Source organism: Stenotrophomonas sp. X (genome assembly GCF_055721025.1).
Genome location: NZ_CM146756.1, coordinates 1,601,102 through 1,617,689, shown reverse-complemented (window position 1 = coordinate 1,617,689; position 16,588 = coordinate 1,601,102). Strand labels below are relative to the sequence as shown.

At 66.6% G+C, this 16,588-nt stretch carries 19 protein-coding genes; 3 read left to right on the top strand and 16 right to left on the bottom strand.

What is annotated here, in order from left to right; genetic code table 11:
* Positions 1-5: 5 nt before the first annotated feature.
* The 12 genes from recX to rlmE form a co-directional block, all read right to left on the bottom strand.
* Positions 6-497: a recombination regulator RecX gene (gene recX / locus ACZ75I_RS07470; protein WP_061480154.1), complete on the bottom strand. Its 492-nt coding sequence runs from the start codon at positions 495-497 to the stop codon at positions 6-8.
* A gap of 110 nt (positions 498-607) precedes the next feature.
* On the bottom strand, positions 608-1,645 hold the full coding sequence (gene recA, locus ACZ75I_RS07465; RefSeq protein WP_005416046.1) for a recombinase RecA: 1,038 nt from the start codon (positions 1,643-1,645) through the stop codon (positions 608-610).
* Between the two features lie 204 nt (positions 1,646-1,849).
* Positions 1,850-2,485: a transcriptional repressor LexA gene (gene lexA, locus ACZ75I_RS07460; protein WP_005416045.1), complete on the bottom strand. Its 636-nt coding sequence runs from the start codon at positions 2,483-2,485 to the stop codon at positions 1,850-1,852.
* Between the two features lie 182 nt (positions 2,486-2,667).
* Positions 2,668-4,350 carry a 2-polyprenylphenol 6-hydroxylase gene (gene ubiB / locus ACZ75I_RS07455; RefSeq protein WP_061480168.1) on the bottom strand — a complete coding sequence of 561 codons (1,683 nt, stop codon included), beginning with the start codon at positions 4,348-4,350 and terminating at the stop codon, positions 2,668-2,670.
* Positions 4,351-4,384: 34 nt separating this feature from the next.
* Positions 4,385-4,879, bottom strand: a complete 495-nt coding sequence (locus ACZ75I_RS07450; RefSeq protein WP_061480169.1) for a CinA family protein — start codon at positions 4,877-4,879, stop codon at positions 4,385-4,387.
* Between the two features lie 121 nt (positions 4,880-5,000).
* Positions 5,001-6,311: a ribosome rescue GTPase HflX gene (gene hflX, locus ACZ75I_RS07445; RefSeq protein ID WP_154350533.1), complete on the bottom strand. Its 1,311-nt coding sequence runs from the start codon at positions 6,309-6,311 to the stop codon at positions 5,001-5,003.
* A gap of 14 nt (positions 6,312-6,325) precedes the next feature.
* Entirely contained in the window at positions 6,326-6,601 is a 276-nt protein-coding gene (gene hfq, locus ACZ75I_RS07440) for an RNA chaperone Hfq (RefSeq protein ID WP_004152891.1), read from the bottom strand.
* A gap of 97 nt (positions 6,602-6,698) precedes the next feature.
* Positions 6,699-7,652 carry a tRNA (adenosine(37)-N6)-dimethylallyltransferase MiaA gene (gene miaA / locus ACZ75I_RS07435; protein ID WP_180871019.1) on the bottom strand — a complete coding sequence of 318 codons (954 nt, stop codon included), beginning with the start codon at positions 7,650-7,652 and terminating at the stop codon, positions 6,699-6,701.
* The gene (folP, locus tag ACZ75I_RS07430) at positions 7,652-8,548 is read right to left on the bottom strand and encodes a dihydropteroate synthase (RefSeq protein WP_134969534.1); all 897 of its coding nucleotides are present in this window, start codon (positions 8,546-8,548) and stop codon (positions 7,652-7,654) included. The genes miaA and folP overlap by 1 nt, the downstream gene beginning before the upstream one ends.
* A gap of 588 nt (positions 8,549-9,136) precedes the next feature.
* Positions 9,137-9,322, bottom strand: a complete 186-nt coding sequence (locus ACZ75I_RS07425; RefSeq protein ID WP_061480158.1) for a hypothetical protein — start codon at positions 9,320-9,322, stop codon at positions 9,137-9,139.
* 102 nt (positions 9,323-9,424) lie between these two features.
* Positions 9,425-11,359, bottom strand: a complete 1,935-nt coding sequence (gene ftsH, locus ACZ75I_RS07420; RefSeq protein ID WP_005416038.1) for an ATP-dependent zinc metalloprotease FtsH — start codon at positions 11,357-11,359, stop codon at positions 9,425-9,427.
* Positions 11,360-11,428: 69 nt separating this feature from the next.
* Positions 11,429-12,061 carry a 23S rRNA (uridine(2552)-2'-O)-methyltransferase RlmE gene (rlmE, locus tag ACZ75I_RS07415; protein ID WP_006431652.1) on the bottom strand — a complete coding sequence of 211 codons (633 nt, stop codon included), beginning with the start codon at positions 12,059-12,061 and terminating at the stop codon, positions 11,429-11,431.
* Between the two features lie 65 nt (positions 12,062-12,126).
* Between rlmE and yhbY the strand changes: the two genes are divergently transcribed.
* Both yhbY and ACZ75I_RS07405 read left to right on the top strand, forming a co-directional pair.
* Positions 12,127-12,432 (top strand): ribosome assembly RNA-binding protein YhbY, encoded by a 306-nt coding sequence (gene yhbY, locus ACZ75I_RS07410; protein ID WP_057495897.1) that lies wholly within the window; start codon positions 12,127-12,129, stop codon positions 12,430-12,432.
* Positions 12,433-12,445: 13 nt separating this feature from the next.
* On the top strand, positions 12,446-12,820 hold the full coding sequence (locus ACZ75I_RS07405) for an Mth938-like domain-containing protein (RefSeq protein ID WP_061480160.1): 375 nt from the start codon (positions 12,446-12,448) through the stop codon (positions 12,818-12,820).
* A gap of 138 nt (positions 12,821-12,958) precedes the next feature.
* Here ACZ75I_RS07405 and ACZ75I_RS07400 read toward each other — a convergent pair whose 3' ends face one another.
* From ACZ75I_RS07400 to surE, 4 genes are read right to left on the bottom strand one after another with little or no spacing between them, the layout of a single operon-like run.
* A complete protein-coding gene (locus ACZ75I_RS07400; protein WP_346476767.1) occupies positions 12,959-13,741 on the bottom strand; it encodes a peptidoglycan DD-metalloendopeptidase family protein in 783 nt (260 codons plus the stop codon).
* Positions 13,738-14,352 carry a YqaA family protein gene (locus tag ACZ75I_RS07395; RefSeq protein ID WP_005416033.1) on the bottom strand — a complete coding sequence of 205 codons (615 nt, stop codon included), beginning with the start codon at positions 14,350-14,352 and terminating at the stop codon, positions 13,738-13,740. The genes ACZ75I_RS07400 and ACZ75I_RS07395 overlap by 4 nt, the downstream gene beginning before the upstream one ends.
* A gap of 18 nt (positions 14,353-14,370) precedes the next feature.
* Entirely contained in the window at positions 14,371-15,048 is a 678-nt protein-coding gene (locus ACZ75I_RS07390) for a protein-L-isoaspartate(D-aspartate) O-methyltransferase (RefSeq protein ID WP_061480161.1), read from the bottom strand.
* The gene (gene surE / locus ACZ75I_RS07385; RefSeq protein WP_061480162.1) at positions 15,045-15,824 is read right to left on the bottom strand and encodes a 5'/3'-nucleotidase SurE; all 780 of its coding nucleotides are present in this window, start codon (positions 15,822-15,824) and stop codon (positions 15,045-15,047) included. Before surE ends, ACZ75I_RS07390 begins: the two co-directional genes overlap by 4 nt.
* Positions 15,825-16,033: 209 nt before the next feature.
* Here surE and ACZ75I_RS07380 point away from each other — a divergent pair, with 209 nt between their 5' ends.
* Positions 16,034-16,573 (top strand): Smr/MutS family protein, encoded by a 540-nt coding sequence (locus ACZ75I_RS07380; protein WP_072166690.1) that lies wholly within the window; start codon positions 16,034-16,036, stop codon positions 16,571-16,573.
* Positions 16,574-16,588: the final 15 nt, after the last annotated feature.

The following is a 16,588-nucleotide window of genomic DNA, read 5'->3' as shown; positions in this document are numbered from 1 at the left end:
CAGTCTCAGTCATCCGGGTCGTAGCGGGTCGCACGGCGGATGCTGTCGCCGTCGAAGCCCCGTCGGGCCAGCAGATCGGCGGCCTTGCGCCGCTGCGTCAGGTCCTGCGGACCGGCCTCGCCAAAGCGTCGGCGGACCAGATCACGGGCGTTCTCCTGCCAGTCGCCTTCGTAGCTGTCCATCGCTGCAGCAATCGCGGCACTGTCCAGGCCGTGGGTCCCCAGCTCGGCGCGGACATGGATCGGCCCATAACCGGTGTTGGCGCGCATCCTCACCAGGTTCTCGGCAAAACGGGTGTCGTCCTGCCAGCCCGCCTCGGTCAGCTTGGCGACAGCGGCCTGCGCGGCTTCGTCTTCGATGCCACGGGCGGTCAGCTTGCGGGTGAGTTCCTTGCGCGAGTGCTCGCGGCGGACCAGCAGGCCCAGCGCCCGTTGTACGGGAGTCTGCTCACGCTGCCGGCGCTTGCGGCCGGTGGGAATGTCTTCGGCGTCGGACATCGGTGCTCCAAGGGTGGCGCCGTCCTTGGCGCCCTGCCCATCCCTGGGCGATTCGAACCTGCGGGACAGGGCGACGTCACTGACGGCGCCGCCCTGCCCCACAGCAAGCCTTACTCGTCGTCGCCTTCGTCGTCGCCTTCCTCGCGGGCCGCTTCGGCCGGCTGGAATTTCTCACGCAGCTCGGCCTCGAGCTTGGCGGCGACGGTCGGGTTGTCGCGCAGGTAGCCGCGGGCATTGTCCTTGCCCTGGCCAATGCGCTCTTCACCATAGCTGTACCAGGCGCCGGCCTTCTCGACCAGCTTGGCATCCACGCCCATGTCGATCAGTTCGCCCTCGCGGCTGATGCCTTCGCCGTACAGGATCTCGGTGATGACCTGCTTGAACGGAGGCGCCAGCTTGTTCTTGACGACCTTGATCTTGGTCTGGTTGCCGATGATCTCATCGCCCTTCTTGATCGCACCGATACGGCGGATGTCCAGGCGGACCGAGGCATAGAACTTCAGCGCGTTGCCACCGGTGGTGGTTTCCGGGCTCTGGCCCGGCATCATCACGCCGATCTTCATGCGCAGCTGGTTGATGAAGATCACCAGGGTGTTGGAACGCTTGATGTTGCCGGTCAGCTTGCGCAGCGCCTGGCTCATCAGGCGGGCCTGCAGGCCCGGCAGCTGGTCACCCATTTCGCCTTCGATTTCGGCCTTCGGGGTCAGCGCGGCGACCGAGTCGACCACCAGGATGTCGACCGAGCCCGAACGGACCAGCATGTCGGCGATTTCCAGCGCCTGCTCACCGGTATCCGGCTGCGACAGCAGCAGGTCGTCCACGTTCACGCCCAGCTTCGCGGCGTAGATCGGGTCAAGCGCGTGCTCGGCGTCGATGAAGGCCGCGGTACCGCCCATCTTCTGGCATTCGGCGATGGCCTGCAGGGTCAGGGTAGTCTTGCCCGAGGATTCCGGGCCGTAGATCTCAACGACACGGCCCTTCGGCAGACCGCCAATGCCCAGTGCGATGTCGAGCATCAGCGAACCGGTCGGGATGGCTTCGACGGGCTCGACCACGCGGTCGCCCATGCGCATCACCGAGCCCTTGCCGAACTGCTTCTCGATCTGGCCCAGAGCAGCAGCCAAGGCGCGCTTCTTGTTCTCGTCCATCGTATTGGTCCTTGCAGAGGTCATGTCGTTGGGGGTGCTGTCTTTGGGGGTCTTCTTTGCCATGGGTTCACTTTAAGTCGGACGTATCGCACAGGCTGAGATTCTGCCCGGCGCTCTGAAAAGAATTATCGGACATCCGTACCAACCTCAGTGGAACCAGAGAATCGCCACAAAAGACCGCGGGGTAATGCACTATGGAGCGGGTCAACGATTGGGCCGAAGCAGGCCGCAATAGAGGCCTTCGATCGCAAAATCCTGGTCCGGCAGCACCTCGATCGGCTTGTAATCGGGATTGCGTGGCAGCAGGCGGATGCGGTCCTTGGCGATCTTCAGCAGCTTGACGGTGATCTCGTCATCGATGCGGGCCACCACGATCTGCCCGGAACGGGCGTCGCGAGTGCGGTGTACGCCGATCAGGTCGCCGTCGAAGATGCCCTCGTCGATCATCGAGTCGCCCTGCACTTTCAGCAGGTAGTCCGGCGCCGGCGAGAAGAACACCCGGTCCAGCACCACGAAATCGTCGGAGCCGATGTCGGCACCGATCGGCAGGCCGGCAGCGACCCGGCCCAGCACCGGCAAGCGCAGCACGCTGTCCGGAAGGCCCGGCTCGGCGAGCTTTTCGACCGGCGGTGCCTGCACCAGACGGATGCCGCGAGCCTGGCCCGGGATGCGACGGATCGCACCGGCCTGCTCCAGGGCTTCCAGGTGGTACTGGGCCGCGCGCACGCCCTTGAAGCCGAACGCACGTGCGATTTCAGTCTGCGACGGCGGTGCGCCTTCGCTCTCGATACGCTCGGCGATCAACTGCAGGATCGCCTGCTGGGTGTCGGTCAGGTCCATGGTTAGTAGTATTACTACTAATGCGCACAACTGCAAGTGCCGGGTCTGTAGTGCCGAGCCATGCTCGGCAGTTGCGCCAATGGCCGGGCGGCAAAGGCAAAAGGCAGCCGACCAGCGATTGGCCCTACAGGAATCGCGCAACGATTCCGCGGTTCCAGTGGGGAACCGCTGCGGTAAGCACACTATGTGTGCTTGCCGCTCCTCCATATCGAGTACAGGATCCACACGCCACAGAAGCCGGCGCCGATGAACCCGCACACCCCCAGCGCCAGCAGCCAGCGACTGGAGACCCCGCCAACGCTGTGCATGACGATCGAGGACCCGATGATCAGCGCGGCGGTGACGATACCCATCACCAGCCGGTTCGCTGCCCGATTCACCTGTTCGCCGAAGCCCTGCAGCGCGGTGGTTTCCACCTTCAGCTGGAGGCGGCCGCGGCGTGCGGCCTGGACCAGCTTGCGCAGGTCGCGCGGCAATTCCCCGGCGAAGTCGACCAGGCCCAGCAGGCTGCGTCGGCCACGCTTGAGCAGCGCCCTGGGCGCATAGCGCTGCAGCACCACCCGTTCAAGGAACGGGCGCGCGGCACTGGCCATGTCGAAATCCGGGTCCAGCTGGCGGCCCATGCCTTCCAGGGTCAGGAAGGCCTTGATCATCAGCGCCAGATCGGCCGGCAGGGTCAGGCTGTAGCTGCGCAGCAGCTGGGTAATGTCACCCAGCATCAGGCCGATGCGCAGGTCCTTCAGCGGCACGCCGCGATACTGGTCGACGAACTGGCTGATGTCGTGCTGCAGGCGGTTCTCGTCCACTTCCACGCCGCCGGCCCAGTCCAGCAGCACATCGGCCACGCCCTGCGGGTCCTGCTCGACCAGCCCGTGCAGCAGCTGCGCGACCTGGAAGCGGCGCACTTCAGACAGCGCGCCGACCATGCCGAAGTCAATCACGCCGATGCGGCCGTCACGCAGGTAGAGGATGTTGCCGGGGTGCGGGTCGGCGTGGAAGCAGCCGTCCTCCAGCACCATCTTGAGCACGATGCCGGCACCGCGCCGAGCCAGTTCGCGCCGGTCCAGGCCCGCCGCATCGACGCCGGCCAGGTCACGCCCGGGAATGCCGTCGACGAAGTCCTGGACGTTCAGGCTTTCGCAGGTCCACTGCCAGTGCACGCTGGGGATCAGGATGTCGTCACGACCACTGAAGTTGCGCGCGATGCGCTCGGCGTTGCGGCATTCGGCGGCGAAATCCAGCTCGCGGCGCAGCGACACGGTGAACTGCTGCACGACCTCGGCTGGACGATAGCGGCGCAGGTCCGGCAGCCGCGCCTCGACGATTTCGGCCAGGCGCGCCAGCAACCGCAGGTCGGCCTCGACCACGTCGCGGATACCGGGGCGCCGCACCTTCAGCACCACCTCGCGGCCGTCATGCAGGCGCGCGCGATGGGCCTGCGCCAGCGAGGCGGCGGCCATCGGGATTTCATCGAGGAAGGCGAACACGTCTGCAGGCGAGGCGCCCAGGTCGGCCTCCAGCTGCTCGCGGATATCGGCATACGGCAGCGCGGGTACCGCGTTCTGCAGCTCGGACAGTTCAGCGATCCATTCCGGCGGCAGCAGGTCGACGCGCGTCGCCAGCACCTGCCCGAGCTTGACGAAGGTCGGGCCGAGATCCTGCATCGCGCTGCGTACGCGCACCGGCGCGGTCATCCGCAGCAGTTCCTGGCGATCCTCGTTCCAGTGCAACAGGCGCCCTGCGCGCTCCAGCGTGGTGGCCAGGCCGATGCGCCGCACCACGTCACCGAAGCCATAGCGGATCAGGACGACCGCAATTTCCTGCAGTCGGCCCAGGTCACGGACCGTGCCCAGCGTTTCCCACATCATGCGTGCTCCGGACAATTACCGGAGCAGCATGTCACAGCTGGGCGTCGATGCCGCGCAATGCCGCCGCTACGGTTTGCCGGCGGATGGCTTCGCGGTCGCCCTCGAACTGGAACAGCTCGGCGCGGGCGTAGCCGCCGCGCCGCTTCCAGCCGATCCAGACGCTGCCGACCGGCTTGCCAGGGCTGCCACCGCCCGGTCCGGCAATGCCGGTCACCGCCACCGCGATGCCGGCACCGGAATTGACCAGCGCACCCGACACCATCTCCAGCACGGTTTCGCGGCTGACCGCACCGTACTGCTCCAGGGTCTGCGCCCTCACGCCCAACAGCCGCTGCTTGGCTTCGTAGCTGTAGACCACCATGCCGCAGTCGAAGAATGCCGACGAACCTGCGATGTCGGTCATGCACTTTGCAATCCAGCCACCACTGCAGCTTTCAGCGGTCACCAGCTGCAGCGAGGCCTGCTGCAGGCGCTGCCCAAGCGCGGCGGACTGGATATTGAGTTCAGCGTCGGTGGGGATGGACATCGGCATGACGGTGGGGTGAAGAACCTGCACGTTGTACCGCAGATGACAGCCAGATGTCGCGCCCATCCGGATGGTTGCGCTGCCGGCCGGCGGCCGGCACTACCGGGCATCGGCCGCTACCTCACCACTCCGGCAGTTTCTCCGGCAGCAGCGCGCGGATCGGCGCGCCATCGGCACTGGCGGCCAGCTTTTCAGCTTCGGCGATCGGCAGGTCGACCTGCAACAGCCAACCGTCTTCATCAGCCTGCTCGCTGCGGATCACTTCCAGCTGGTGCAGGCGCGCGCGCAGGCGGCCGGCATCCGGCGGCAGGCGCAGTTCGCCGGAGACATGCTGCAGGCCCAGGCGCTTGCCCAGCACCGCCTGCAGCAGCTCCAGCCCCCGCCCGTCACGCGCGGAAATCCAGACCCGCTCACGACGCGACTCATCCGGGATACCGTCCTGGCCATCGTGGCGCACGTCGGCGCCGTCGATGCGGTCGATCTTGTTGAACACCAGCAATTGCGGCAGGTCACCGGCACCGACTGCGGTCAGCACCTCGTCAACCTGGGCGATGCGCTCCTCGCGGTGCGGATCGGCAGCGTCGACCACATGCAGCAGGAAGTCGGCCTCGCGCGCCTCGGACAGGGTCGAGCGGAACGCCGCGACCAGATCATGCGGCAGATCGCGGACGAAGCCGACGGTATCGGCCAGCACCACGTTGCCCCCCGGCACCGCGATGCGGCGCACGGTCGGATCCAGCGTTGCGAACAGCTGGTCGGCGGCATAGGCCTCAGCGCCGGTCATGGCGTTGAACAGAGTCGACTTGCCGGCGTTGGTGTAGCCCACCAGGGCCACGCGCGGCAGCTCGCTGCGCACACGCGCACGGCGCATCTGGGTGCGCTGCACTTCGACCTTTTCCAGGCGCTTCTGCAGCTGCTCCACCCGCTTCTGCAGCAGGCGGCGGTCGGTTTCCAGCTGGGTTTCACCCGGGCCGCGCAGGCCGATCGAACCGCCGCGCTGGCGCTCCAGATGGGTCCAGCCGCGCACCAGCCGCGTAGCCAGGTGGCGCAGCTGTGCCAGTTCGACCTGCAGCTTGCCTTCGTGGCTGTGCGCACGCTGGGCGAAGATGTCCAGGATCAGGCCGGTGCGGTCGATCACCCGGCGCTCGAGGAAACGTTCCAGGTTGCGCTCCTGGCCCGGGCTCAATGCATGGTTGACCAGGATCAGGTCGGCCCCGCTGGCGTCGGCCGCAGCCTTGATCTCGTCCAGCTTGCCGCTGCCGATCAGGGTCGACGGATTCGGACGGTCCAGGCGCGCAGTGATCGTCGCGGCGATGCTGGCCCCGGCCGAGCGGGCCAGATCACCGAATTCTTCGAGCACATCGTCTTCCAGCTTGCCGAAATGGGGCTGGATCAACAGGGCGTGTTCACCCTTTTTCGAGCGGTCAAACATTCACCGCTCCGGTATTACTCGTCTGCTTCATCACCTGCCTGACCACCTTCACCCGACTGCACGTACCCACCGCCCGGACCGACCTTTACGTTGCGTGCCGGAACGACGGTGGAAATGGCATGCTTGTAGACCATCTGACTGACCGTGTTGCGCAGCAGGACCACGAACTGGTCGAACGACTCGATCGTGCCCTGCAGCTTGATGCCGTTCACCAGGTACACCGAAACCGGCACGCGTTCGCGCCGCAGTGCGTTCAAGAAAGGATCCTGCAGCGATTGCCCCTTGGACATTGCACACTCCTGATTATTGTTCTTATTGGGTTGCCGACGGTTGCCGCGGCCCCCGAGCCGCCCGCCGACCGATGGATGTTACACGGCTGGCAGGGAATCAGCGTGCGACGAAGGTCGACACCGCGCTGGCCAGGCGCTCCCCATCAACATGGGGGTCGAACCAGCGCGCATCAAGCTCGCCGCGCAGCCAGGTCAGCTGGCGCTTGGCCAGTTGCCGGGTGGCGAAGATCGCCTTGTCACGGAAACGGGCGGCATCCCCCTCCCCGTCCAGGTACTCCCAGGCCTGCCGATAGCCGACCGCGCGCACTGCCGGCAGGTCCAGGGGCGCCGCCACGGCAGCCATTTCCGGCATCGCGCGCAATGCCCGCACCTCGTCGAGAAACCCCTGCCCCAGCATGGCGTCGAAGCGCGCCTCGATGCGCTGGTGAAGAACCGCACGGTCGCGTGGGGCGAGGATCAGCTTGAGGGTGCGCACCGGCAATGGCGCTACGCCCGGCCGGCGCTGCCATTCAGTAATGGGGATACCGGTCAGGCGATAGACCTCCAGCGCCCGCTGGATGCGTTGCGGATCGGTGGCATGGATGCGTGCGGCGGCGGCCGGGTCGACCTTGGCCAGCTCGGCGTGCAGTGCCGCCCAGCCACGCTCGGCCGCCTCGGCGCTGAGCGCTTCGCGCAATGCCGGGTCGGCCTCCGGCATCGGCGACAGGCCCTGCAGCAGCGCCCGGAAGTACAGGCCGGTGCCACCGGCCAGGATCGGCGTCCTGCCACGCGCCACGATGTCGGCCACGACCCGCCCGGCATCGGCGGCGAACTCGGCCGCCGAGTAGGTCTGCCAGGGGTCACGCAGGTCCAGCAGATGGTGCGGCGCCTGCGCGCGCTCCGTCGCATCGGGCTTGGCCGAACCGATGTCCAGGTGGCGGTATACCAGTGCCGAGTCGACGCTGACGATTTCCCCATCCAGCTGCCGTGCCAGGGCGATCGCAGTGGCGGTCTTGCCACTGGCGGTCGGCCCCATCACGGAGATCGCCAGTGGCCGCCGATCAATACCCATCAGTCTTCGTCCGGCCAGCGGATCGTCGGCGCAGCGTCGGCGCGCGGCGTCGGTACGGCTTGCACCGCCTGCCAGATCTTCAGCGCATCAACTGTGGCCGCCACGTCATGCACGCGTACGATGCGCGCGCCACGCTGGACTGCGATCAGGTGCGCGGCCACCGAGGCCGCTACCCGCTCGGACGGCGTATCGCGACCTGTCAGTTCACCGAGACTGCGCTTGCGCGACAGGCCGGCCAGCATCGGCACGCCCAGCTCCAGAAAGCGCTCCGAACGCGCCAGCAGGGTCATGTTGTGGCCGGTGGTCTTGCCGAAGCCGAAACCGAGGTCGATCAGCAGGTTCTTCTTCGCGATGCCTGCCATCTCGGCAGCGAACAGGCGCTGCACCAGGAAGCCGTGCACCTCGGCGACCACATCGTCGTAGTGCGGATCGGCCTGCATGTGGCCCGGTTCGCCCTGCATGTGCATCAGCACTACCGGCACGCCGGTTTCCGCGGCGGCGTCCAGCGCCCCCTCCTGGCGCAGGCCGAAGATGTCGTTGATCATGCCGGCGCCAGCGGCCACGGCCGCGCGCATCACTTCCGGCTTGAAGGTGTCGATGCTGATCGGCACGTGGGTCCGGGCCGCCAGCTGCTCGATCACCGGAATCACCCGGCCCAGCTCCTCCTCGACCGATACCGGCGTGGCGCCCGGGCGGGTCGATTCGCCGCCGATATCGAGAAGGTCCGCGCCCTCCTCGACCAGCTTCAGGCCATGAGCGACTGCGGCCTCGGTGGTGTCGTGCGCGCCGCCATCGGAAAACGAGTCCGGGGTGACGTTGACGATGCCCATGACCTGGGCACGGTCGAGGCGCAGGATGCGGCCGGCGCAGTCGAGCTGGGGCGAGGTATCGAACATGGGCAATCCTGCTGGGACAACGAAAGGTAGTTTAGTTCGGCAGGGCGGCGCCCTGCACCCGCAGAGGCCAGAGCGACAGCAACAGCCGGAGCAACAGCGGGTTCACTGAAGAATGGCGGGGTGGGTCCGGTTGCGGGGGCCGCTGCAAGTACGTCCATGTAAGCTCGGTCGCCGCATCCATGCGGCTCACGCCCCCGCAACCGGACCCACCCCGCCTTCGACAGATTTCCGCGATCTGCAGTAGATCCACGCCATGCGTGGCTGAATCTCCATCGGAATCGAATATTTCGAATTGGAATCGAAATGCATCCACGCATGGCGTGGATCTGCCGTGTCGACCAAGGTCGACACCCACCAACAGCAGCAGAAACCTGTCAGAGGTGGGGCGGTGTCGGAGGGCGGGGTGTCAGCCGCATGGATGCGGCTGCCAAGCTTACAGGGACGTATTTGCAGCGTCCCCGCACTCCGACACCGCCCCGCCATCCCACGGAAAGCCCGCTTTTGCTTTTGCTTTTGCTTTTGCTATTGAGGTTGCCGGCCAGCGGCCGGCACTACCACGGGTGCAGGGCGCAGCCCTGCCGACACCCTTCAACGGCGGCGGCGCCTGCGGTCCACGTACAGGGTCCTGGCGATGCTCAGCACGATGCCGACCGCGATACCCACCACGCAGCCCAGCAGCAGATTGTCGGCTCCGAGGCCCACACCCACGCCGACCACGGTGGCGATGACCATTTCGGCGGTGTGGGAAATCGGTTCGGGCTTCGGGGCAGACATGCGGGCTCCAGCGTCAGTTCGGTTCTTCGGAATGGGCCGGTAGCCCGGAAACGACGAAGCCGGGTTGCCCCGGCCTCGTCTGGTGTCACGTACAGCGGGCCGTCAGTGCGATTCGGCCGGGCCCGCGATCGGCGGCAGCGGACGGGCGTCGCCGCCCTTGTCGTTGCCACCATCCTTGTTCGACTTGCTCCAGCCGGCCGGCGGCGGCGGATCGCGGCCTTCCATGATGGCGTCGATCTGCGGCGCGTCGATCGTCTCGTACTGCAGCAGCAGCTGGGACATCGCGTGCAGCTTGTCCAGGTTGGCCGTCATCAGCTCGGTGGTGCGCGCGTAGGCTTCGTCGAGGATCTTGCGCACTTCCTCATCGATGCGACGCGCGGTGTCGTTGGACACGCTCTTGTGCTGGGTGACCGATCGGCCCAGGAACACCTCGTCATCCTCTTCGCCATAGGCGATCGGGCCGAGCTGGTCGGACAGGCCCCACTTGGTGACCATGTTGCGGGCCATCTTGGTGGCGCGTTCGATGTCGTTGGAAGCGCCCGTGGTGACCTTGTCGGCACCGAAGATCAGCTCCTCGGCCACACGACCACCGTACAGCGAGCACAGCTGCGACTTGATCGCCACGCGGTTCATCGAATACTTGTCGCCTTCCGGCAGGTACATGGTCACGCCCAGCGCACGGCCGCGCGGGATGATCGTGACCTTGTAGACAGGGTCGTGCTCGGGCACCAGGCGGCCGACGATGGCGTGGCCGGCTTCGTGGTAGGCGGTCAGGGTCTTCTCTTCTTCGCTCATGGCCATCGAGCGGCGCTCGGCACCCATCAGGATCTTGTCACGGGCACGGTCGAAGTGGTCCATGCGGACTTCCTTCTCGTTGCCACGCGCGGCGAACAGGGCCGCCTCGTTGCACAGGTTGGCCAGATCAGCACCGGAGAAGCCCGGGGTACCCCGCGCGATCACCATCGGCTCGACATCGTCGGCGAGCGGCAGCTTGCGCATGTGGACCTTCAGGATGTGCTCACGGCCCTTCACGTCCGGCAGACCAACCACGACCTGGCGGTCGAAACGGCCCGGACGCAGCAGCGCCGGGTCCAGCACGTCCGGGCGGTTGGTCGCGGCGATCACGATCACGCCTTCGCCACCCTCGAAACCATCCATTTCGACGAGCAGCTGGTTCAGGGTCTGCTCGCGCTCGTCATGACCGCCGCCCAGGCCGGCGCCACGGTGGCGACCGACGGCGTCGATTTCGTCGATGAAGATGATGCACGGGGCATGCTTCTTGGCCTGCTCGAACATGTCACGCACGCGGCTGGCGCCGACGCCCACGAACATTTCCACGAAGTCCGAACCGGAGATCGAGAAGAACGGCACCTTGGCTTCGCCGGCAATGGCCTTGGCCAGCAGCGTCTTGCCGGTACCCGGCGGGCCCACCATCAGCACGCCGCGCGGAATCTTGCCGCCCAGCTTGGTGAACTTGGACGGGTCGCGCAGGAAGTCGACCAGCTCGCCCACTTCTTCCTTGGCCTCATCGCAGCCGGCGACGTCGGCGAAGGTGACCTTGATCTGGTCTTCGCCCTGCAGCTTGGCGCGCGACTTGCCGAAGGACATCGCGCCCTTGGCACCGCCGCCCCCGCCCTGCATCTGCCGCATGATGAACAACCAGAAGCCGATGATCAGGATGACCGGCAGGAAATTCATCAGGATCGCGCCCAGGGAGATGCCGCTGGACGGCTCCTCCTGCACGATCTCCACGTTCTTGGTGCGCAGCACGTTGATCAGGTCGCGATCGAACGGTGCGGTGATGGTGGATGTCTGCCCGCCGCGGGTGGTGTAGGTCAGCTGGCTGGTGCCGCCGCGCATGTCGCCGCCGAAGGCGACCTTCTGCACGTTGCCGCTGTCCACCTGGTCCAGGAACTGCGAGTACGACGCACCCTGCGCGCCGGCTCCGGAGGACTTCGGCGAGAAGCTCTGGAAGACCACCATCAGCACGACGGCGACGACCACCCATAGCAGGAGGTTCTTGGTCAAGTCGTTCATCCTCATTGGCTCCGGTGTTCCTCTCAGTGCTGGCGTTGCGTGGGGGTCGAACTTGCGTACATTGCGAGCTTACTTCATGTGGGCGCGTTTTCCCTGACCCAAGGCGTACACCTCGGGAGAGCGCTTGCGCGAGGCTTCCGGCTTGCGGATGGAGACCTTGTCGTACCGGCGGCGCATCTCGCGCACGTAGTCGTCAAAGCCCTCGCCCTGGAACAGCTTGATCAGGAATGCCCCACCGGTCTTCAGATGGTTGTCGGCAAAATCCAGGGCCAGCTCCGCCAGGTGCATCATCCGCGGCTGGTCGACCGCGCCTACACCACTCTTATTGGGGGCCATGTCCGACAGCACAAGGTCTACCGGCTGATCCCCGAGCATGGCTTCAAACTGCGATAGGACGGCTTCTTCCCTGAAGTCACCATGAAGGAACTCCACGCCGGCCAGCGGCGGCATGTCCAGGATGTCCAGGGCCAGCACGCGGCCGGTGTCGCCAATCTGTCTCCGAACCTGCTGAGACCAGCCGCCCGGTGCCGCGCCGAGGTCGACCACCACCATGTGCGGCTTCAGCAGCCGGTCACGTTCAAGCAGCTCTTCGAGCTTGTAGGCGGCGCGCGAGCGCATGCCTTCGGCCTGCGCCTTCTTCACGAAGGGGTCGGAGAAGTGTTCCTTGAGCCAGCGCTGGCTGCTTTTGCTGCGGGTAGCCATTGAAAATAGGGGCTGATGGGGTCCTCATGATACCCTGATCGCCCCATTCAACCGTGTTTTCCTGCATGTCCATCGCCCTGACCGCCTCCCAGACCCGTTTCCTGCGCGGCCAAGCCCACGACCTGAAGGCCCTGCTGCAGACCGGCGGCAAGGGCGTGACCCCGGCCTTCATCGCTGAGCTGAACGAAGTGCTGGAGCGCCACGAACTGGTCAAGGTGAAGGTCGCTGCCGAGGATCGCGACGCCCGTGACGTGATGATCGGTGAGATCGTCGAAGCCACCGGGAGCGCGCTGGTGCAGCGCATCGGCCACGTCGCCGTGCTGTACCGCCCGAGCAGGGAACAGCGCCAGATCGTGCTGCCGCGCGGCTGATCGCCCTACCGTCATGCAGCTGAACCACGAACCACCCGACTACGCCTACAGCCTGCGCGCCGCCGATGGCCGCTCGGCCAAGGTCAATGACCAGGTGCTGGACGGCAGCTTCTTCCTGACCCCGGACCAGCTGGTCGCGCATTGGCCGGTGGCGAGTGCCGCTGCGTTGCAGCTGGCGGACCTCGAGCCGATCCTGGCGCTGAACCCGGCGCTGATCGTGCTGGGTACCGGTGACCGCCAGGTGTTCCCGCCGGCGGTGGTGATGGCCGCCTGCCTGTCCCGCGGCATCGGCCTGGAAGTGATGAACAATCCGGCTGCCGCACGCACCTTCAACATCCTGGCCGGCGAAGGCCGCAAGGTCGCCGCCGCCTTCATTCTCGAAGGCTGACGTGGCGTCGCCGGGCATGGCCCGGCGGTACCCTGGATCACACGTACTCTGTAGCGCCCGAGCCCATGCTCGGGCGGCGCCGCGACGCGGCGCGGAAAGCCGCCGGGCGTGACCCGGCGCTACCCGATCACACGGTGATCAGCGTGCCGGCAGGTACTGCTGCGGATCGACCGGCTTGCCGTTGTAGCGAATCTCGAAGTGGACCATGTCGCGGTTCGCACCGGTGCGGCCCATTTCGGCGATCTGCTCGCCAGCCTTCACGCTCTGCCCTTCATTCACCAGGCGCTTGCGGTTGTGACCATAGGCGGACAGCCACTGGTCGCTGTGCTTGATGATGATCAGTTCACCGTAGCCGACCAGGCCGGCACCGGAGTACACCACCACACCGTTGGCGGTTGCCTTGACCGGCTGGCCGCTGGTGCCGGCGATGTCCACGCCCTGCTTGGTCGCGTCACCGGCCACATAGCGGCCGACGATCGCGCCATCGGCTGGCCAGCGCCAGGCGATGTTGCTCTTCACCGGCCCGACCGGCGCCGGGGCCGGCGCGGTGCTGCCGCCACTGCTGCCAGCCGAACGCGGCGGGGTGACCACCGTGGTCGGCGCACGGCCGCTGGTGGCCCCCTGCGGATACAGGCGGATCACCTGGCCGGGGTAGATGGTCGACGGGTTGTCCAGACGATTCCAGGCAATCAGGTCGGCCGGGGTGATGTCATGGATGCGGGCCAGCGCATAGATGGTGTCGCCCTTGCGCACCACCACGGTCTGCCCAGGCTTGGGTACCGAGGTCTTCGGCGTGGTCACGCCACCAGCGTTGCCGCCGCCCGGGCGGACCACGGTGGCGGTACCGCAGGCGGCCAGTGTGGAAACCAGCAACGCCAGCGCGCCGACGCGCACTCCCTTGCTCAGACGATCAGGATTCATGCGAACTTCGACCTCCATACAAGCCAGGCGATCAGCACCACCACCAGCACGGTGGCGATCCAGCCCAGCGGTTCAATCCAGCGACGCAGCGCCGCTTCGGCACGCGCACCACCGATACGGATGACCGCGGCCAGCACGAACACGCGCTTGCCACGACCGATCAACATGCTCAACAGGTACTGCGGCATCGGTACGCCGACGATACCCGATGCCCACGTGAAGACCTTCATCGGGATCGGCATGAAGCCGCCCAGCACCAGGAAGGTGAACACCGCCCACGGTGATTCGGCCATCTTCGCCTGCACGGTGGTGATGCCCTGCTCGATCGCTGGAAGCATGCCCAGCGCCTCGAACACTGGCTTGATCGCCTCGAAAGCGTAATGACCCAGCGCATAACCAACCAGCGCGCCGACCATCGAGCCCGCCAGGCTGAGGGTGGCGAACCACCAGCCACGCTTGGGCTGGGCCACGCACATCGGTGCCAGCATCACTTCCGGCATCACCGGGAAGATGATCGCTTCAAAGAAACTCAATACCGTCAGATAGGTCGGCGCGCGTTCGTGCGCCGCCCACTTCATCGCCCGCTCGTACAGCGGCCCGAAAATCTTCATGCAACCCTGCTCCGTGGATTAGTCGAGCATGCCAGACAGCAGCGGCACGAACGTGACCGGCGCCAGCACGTGTTGTTCGATGCTGCCATCGGGCTTGCGGTCCAGCTGCACCAGCGACTGTCCGCCCGGGCCACCCACCGGCGCCACCAGGCGCCCCCCTTCAGCCAGCTGCCCGACCAGTTCATCGACCAGTGCAGGCGCCGCGGCGGTGACCACGATGGCATCGAACGGACCGTGCTCGGCCCATCCGGCGCGACCGTCGTCATGCTTGGTGCGGATGTTCATGCCCAGTGCGCGGAAGCGCTTGCGTGCCTGCCGCAACAGGTCACCGATTCGCTCCACGGTGTAGACCTCCAGGCCCAGCGCGCCCAGGATGGCGGCCTGGTAGCCCGAGCCGGTGCCGACTTCCAGCACGCGCTTCGGCGCGACCTGGAGCACCGCCTCGGTCATCCGGGCGACCACCCAGGGCTGCGAGATGGTCTGGCCATGGCCGATCGGCAGCGCGGTGTCCTCATAGGCACGCGAGGCCAGTGCTTCATCGATGAACAGGTGGCGCGGCACTACCCGGATTGCGTTCAAGGTGGACTCGTCGACGATGCCAGCTTCGCGCAGGCGATCGACCAGACGGTCACGCACGCGCTGCGAGGTCATGCCGATGCCGACAGCTTCCGGCTGCAGTCGCAGGCGTGGACTCATGCCGGCCGGTCCAGCGCGGCGCTGAGGCCACCCACCCAGCTGGCCACTTTCTCCAGCGCCTGGTAGCGGGTCAGGTCCACCTGGATCGGGGTGATCGAGATGTGGCCGGTACGCACCGCGTGGAAGTCGGTGCCCGGGCCGGAGTCCTGCTCGCGCCCGGCAGGGCCGATCCAGTACACGTCGTTGCCGCGCGGATCCTTCTGCGCGATGCAGCCTTCGGCACGATGGCGGTTGCCAAGGCGGGTGACCTCGAAGCCCTGGACCTCGCTCCACGGCAGATCCGGCACGTTGACGTTGAGGATGGTGTCGGCCGGCAGCGGATCGGCCTTGAGCCGGGCCACGATCTCCACTGCGGCACGCGCGGCGGTGTCGAAGTGCTTCGGATCGTGGTTGCGGGTGACCAGCGAGACCGCCACCGCCGGCAGGCCGAGGAAGCGGCCTTCCATCGCCGCCGAGACGGTGCCGGAATAGATCACGTCGTCGCCGAGGTTGGCGGCGTTGTTGATGCCTGACACGACGATGTCCGGCTCGAATTCAAGCAGGCCGGTCAGCGCCAGATGCACGCAGTCGGTCGGCGTGCCCGCCACCGAGACGGTGTAATGGTCGATGCGCTTGAGCCGGATCGGAAGGTCCAGGGTCAGCGAGTTGCTGGCACCGGAGCGATCGCGATCAGGCGCGACCACCGTGACTTCGTGTCCAGCCTCGCGCAGCACCGAAGCAAGCATCCGGATGCCTGCGGCGTCGACACCATCGTCATTACTGACCAGGATTCGCATCTTCGATTTAACCGCTTGATTTTCCAAGAATTCGATTCCGTCACCGTGCAGTGTGGGCGGGACCGTCGTACTCCCCTGCGGAAGCCGTCGACCCTGCAAGGGCATCGTCTATTGTGCCGCATGCGAGCCGCCGGTCCTACCCTGCCGGCGGTCACGGCCGACATCGAACCGTCATAGGCAGACCCGCGCCGGCGGTTTACCCTGTGCGCATGTCGCACCCTGAAGACGAAGATCCGGCCGCGCTGTTCCGTGCGGCCATCGGTGAAGTGACGCCGCTGCGCAAGGATGCCGAACCGGCACCTGCTGCGCCCCGGCCGAAGCCGCGCGCACGCATGGCCGAACGCGACGACGCCGAAGCCGCGGGCGAGTTCGCCCGGCTGCTGCGCGACAGTACGCCGCTGGAAGCGGGCGACGTGGCCAGCTACCGCCGCGACAACCTGCCACCGCGCCTGTTCCAGCGTCTCAAGCGCGGCCAGTATTCGGTGCAGGATGAGCTGGACCTGCACGGCGCCACCGCCGCGCAGGCGGAAACCCTGCTGCGCCAGTTCCTGCTGGAAGCGCATGCACACGAGTATGGCTGCGTGCGCATCATCCACGGCAAGGGCCTGCAGTCCGATGGCGGTGCACCGGTGCTGAAGAACCTGGTCGATCGTCTGCTGCGGCTGCGCAACGACGTGCTGGCGTTTCATTCGGCGCCGGCCGGGCAAGGCGGCACCGGCGCGGTGCTGGTGCTGCTGGCACGGCGTTGAGAAACAGGGACGGAG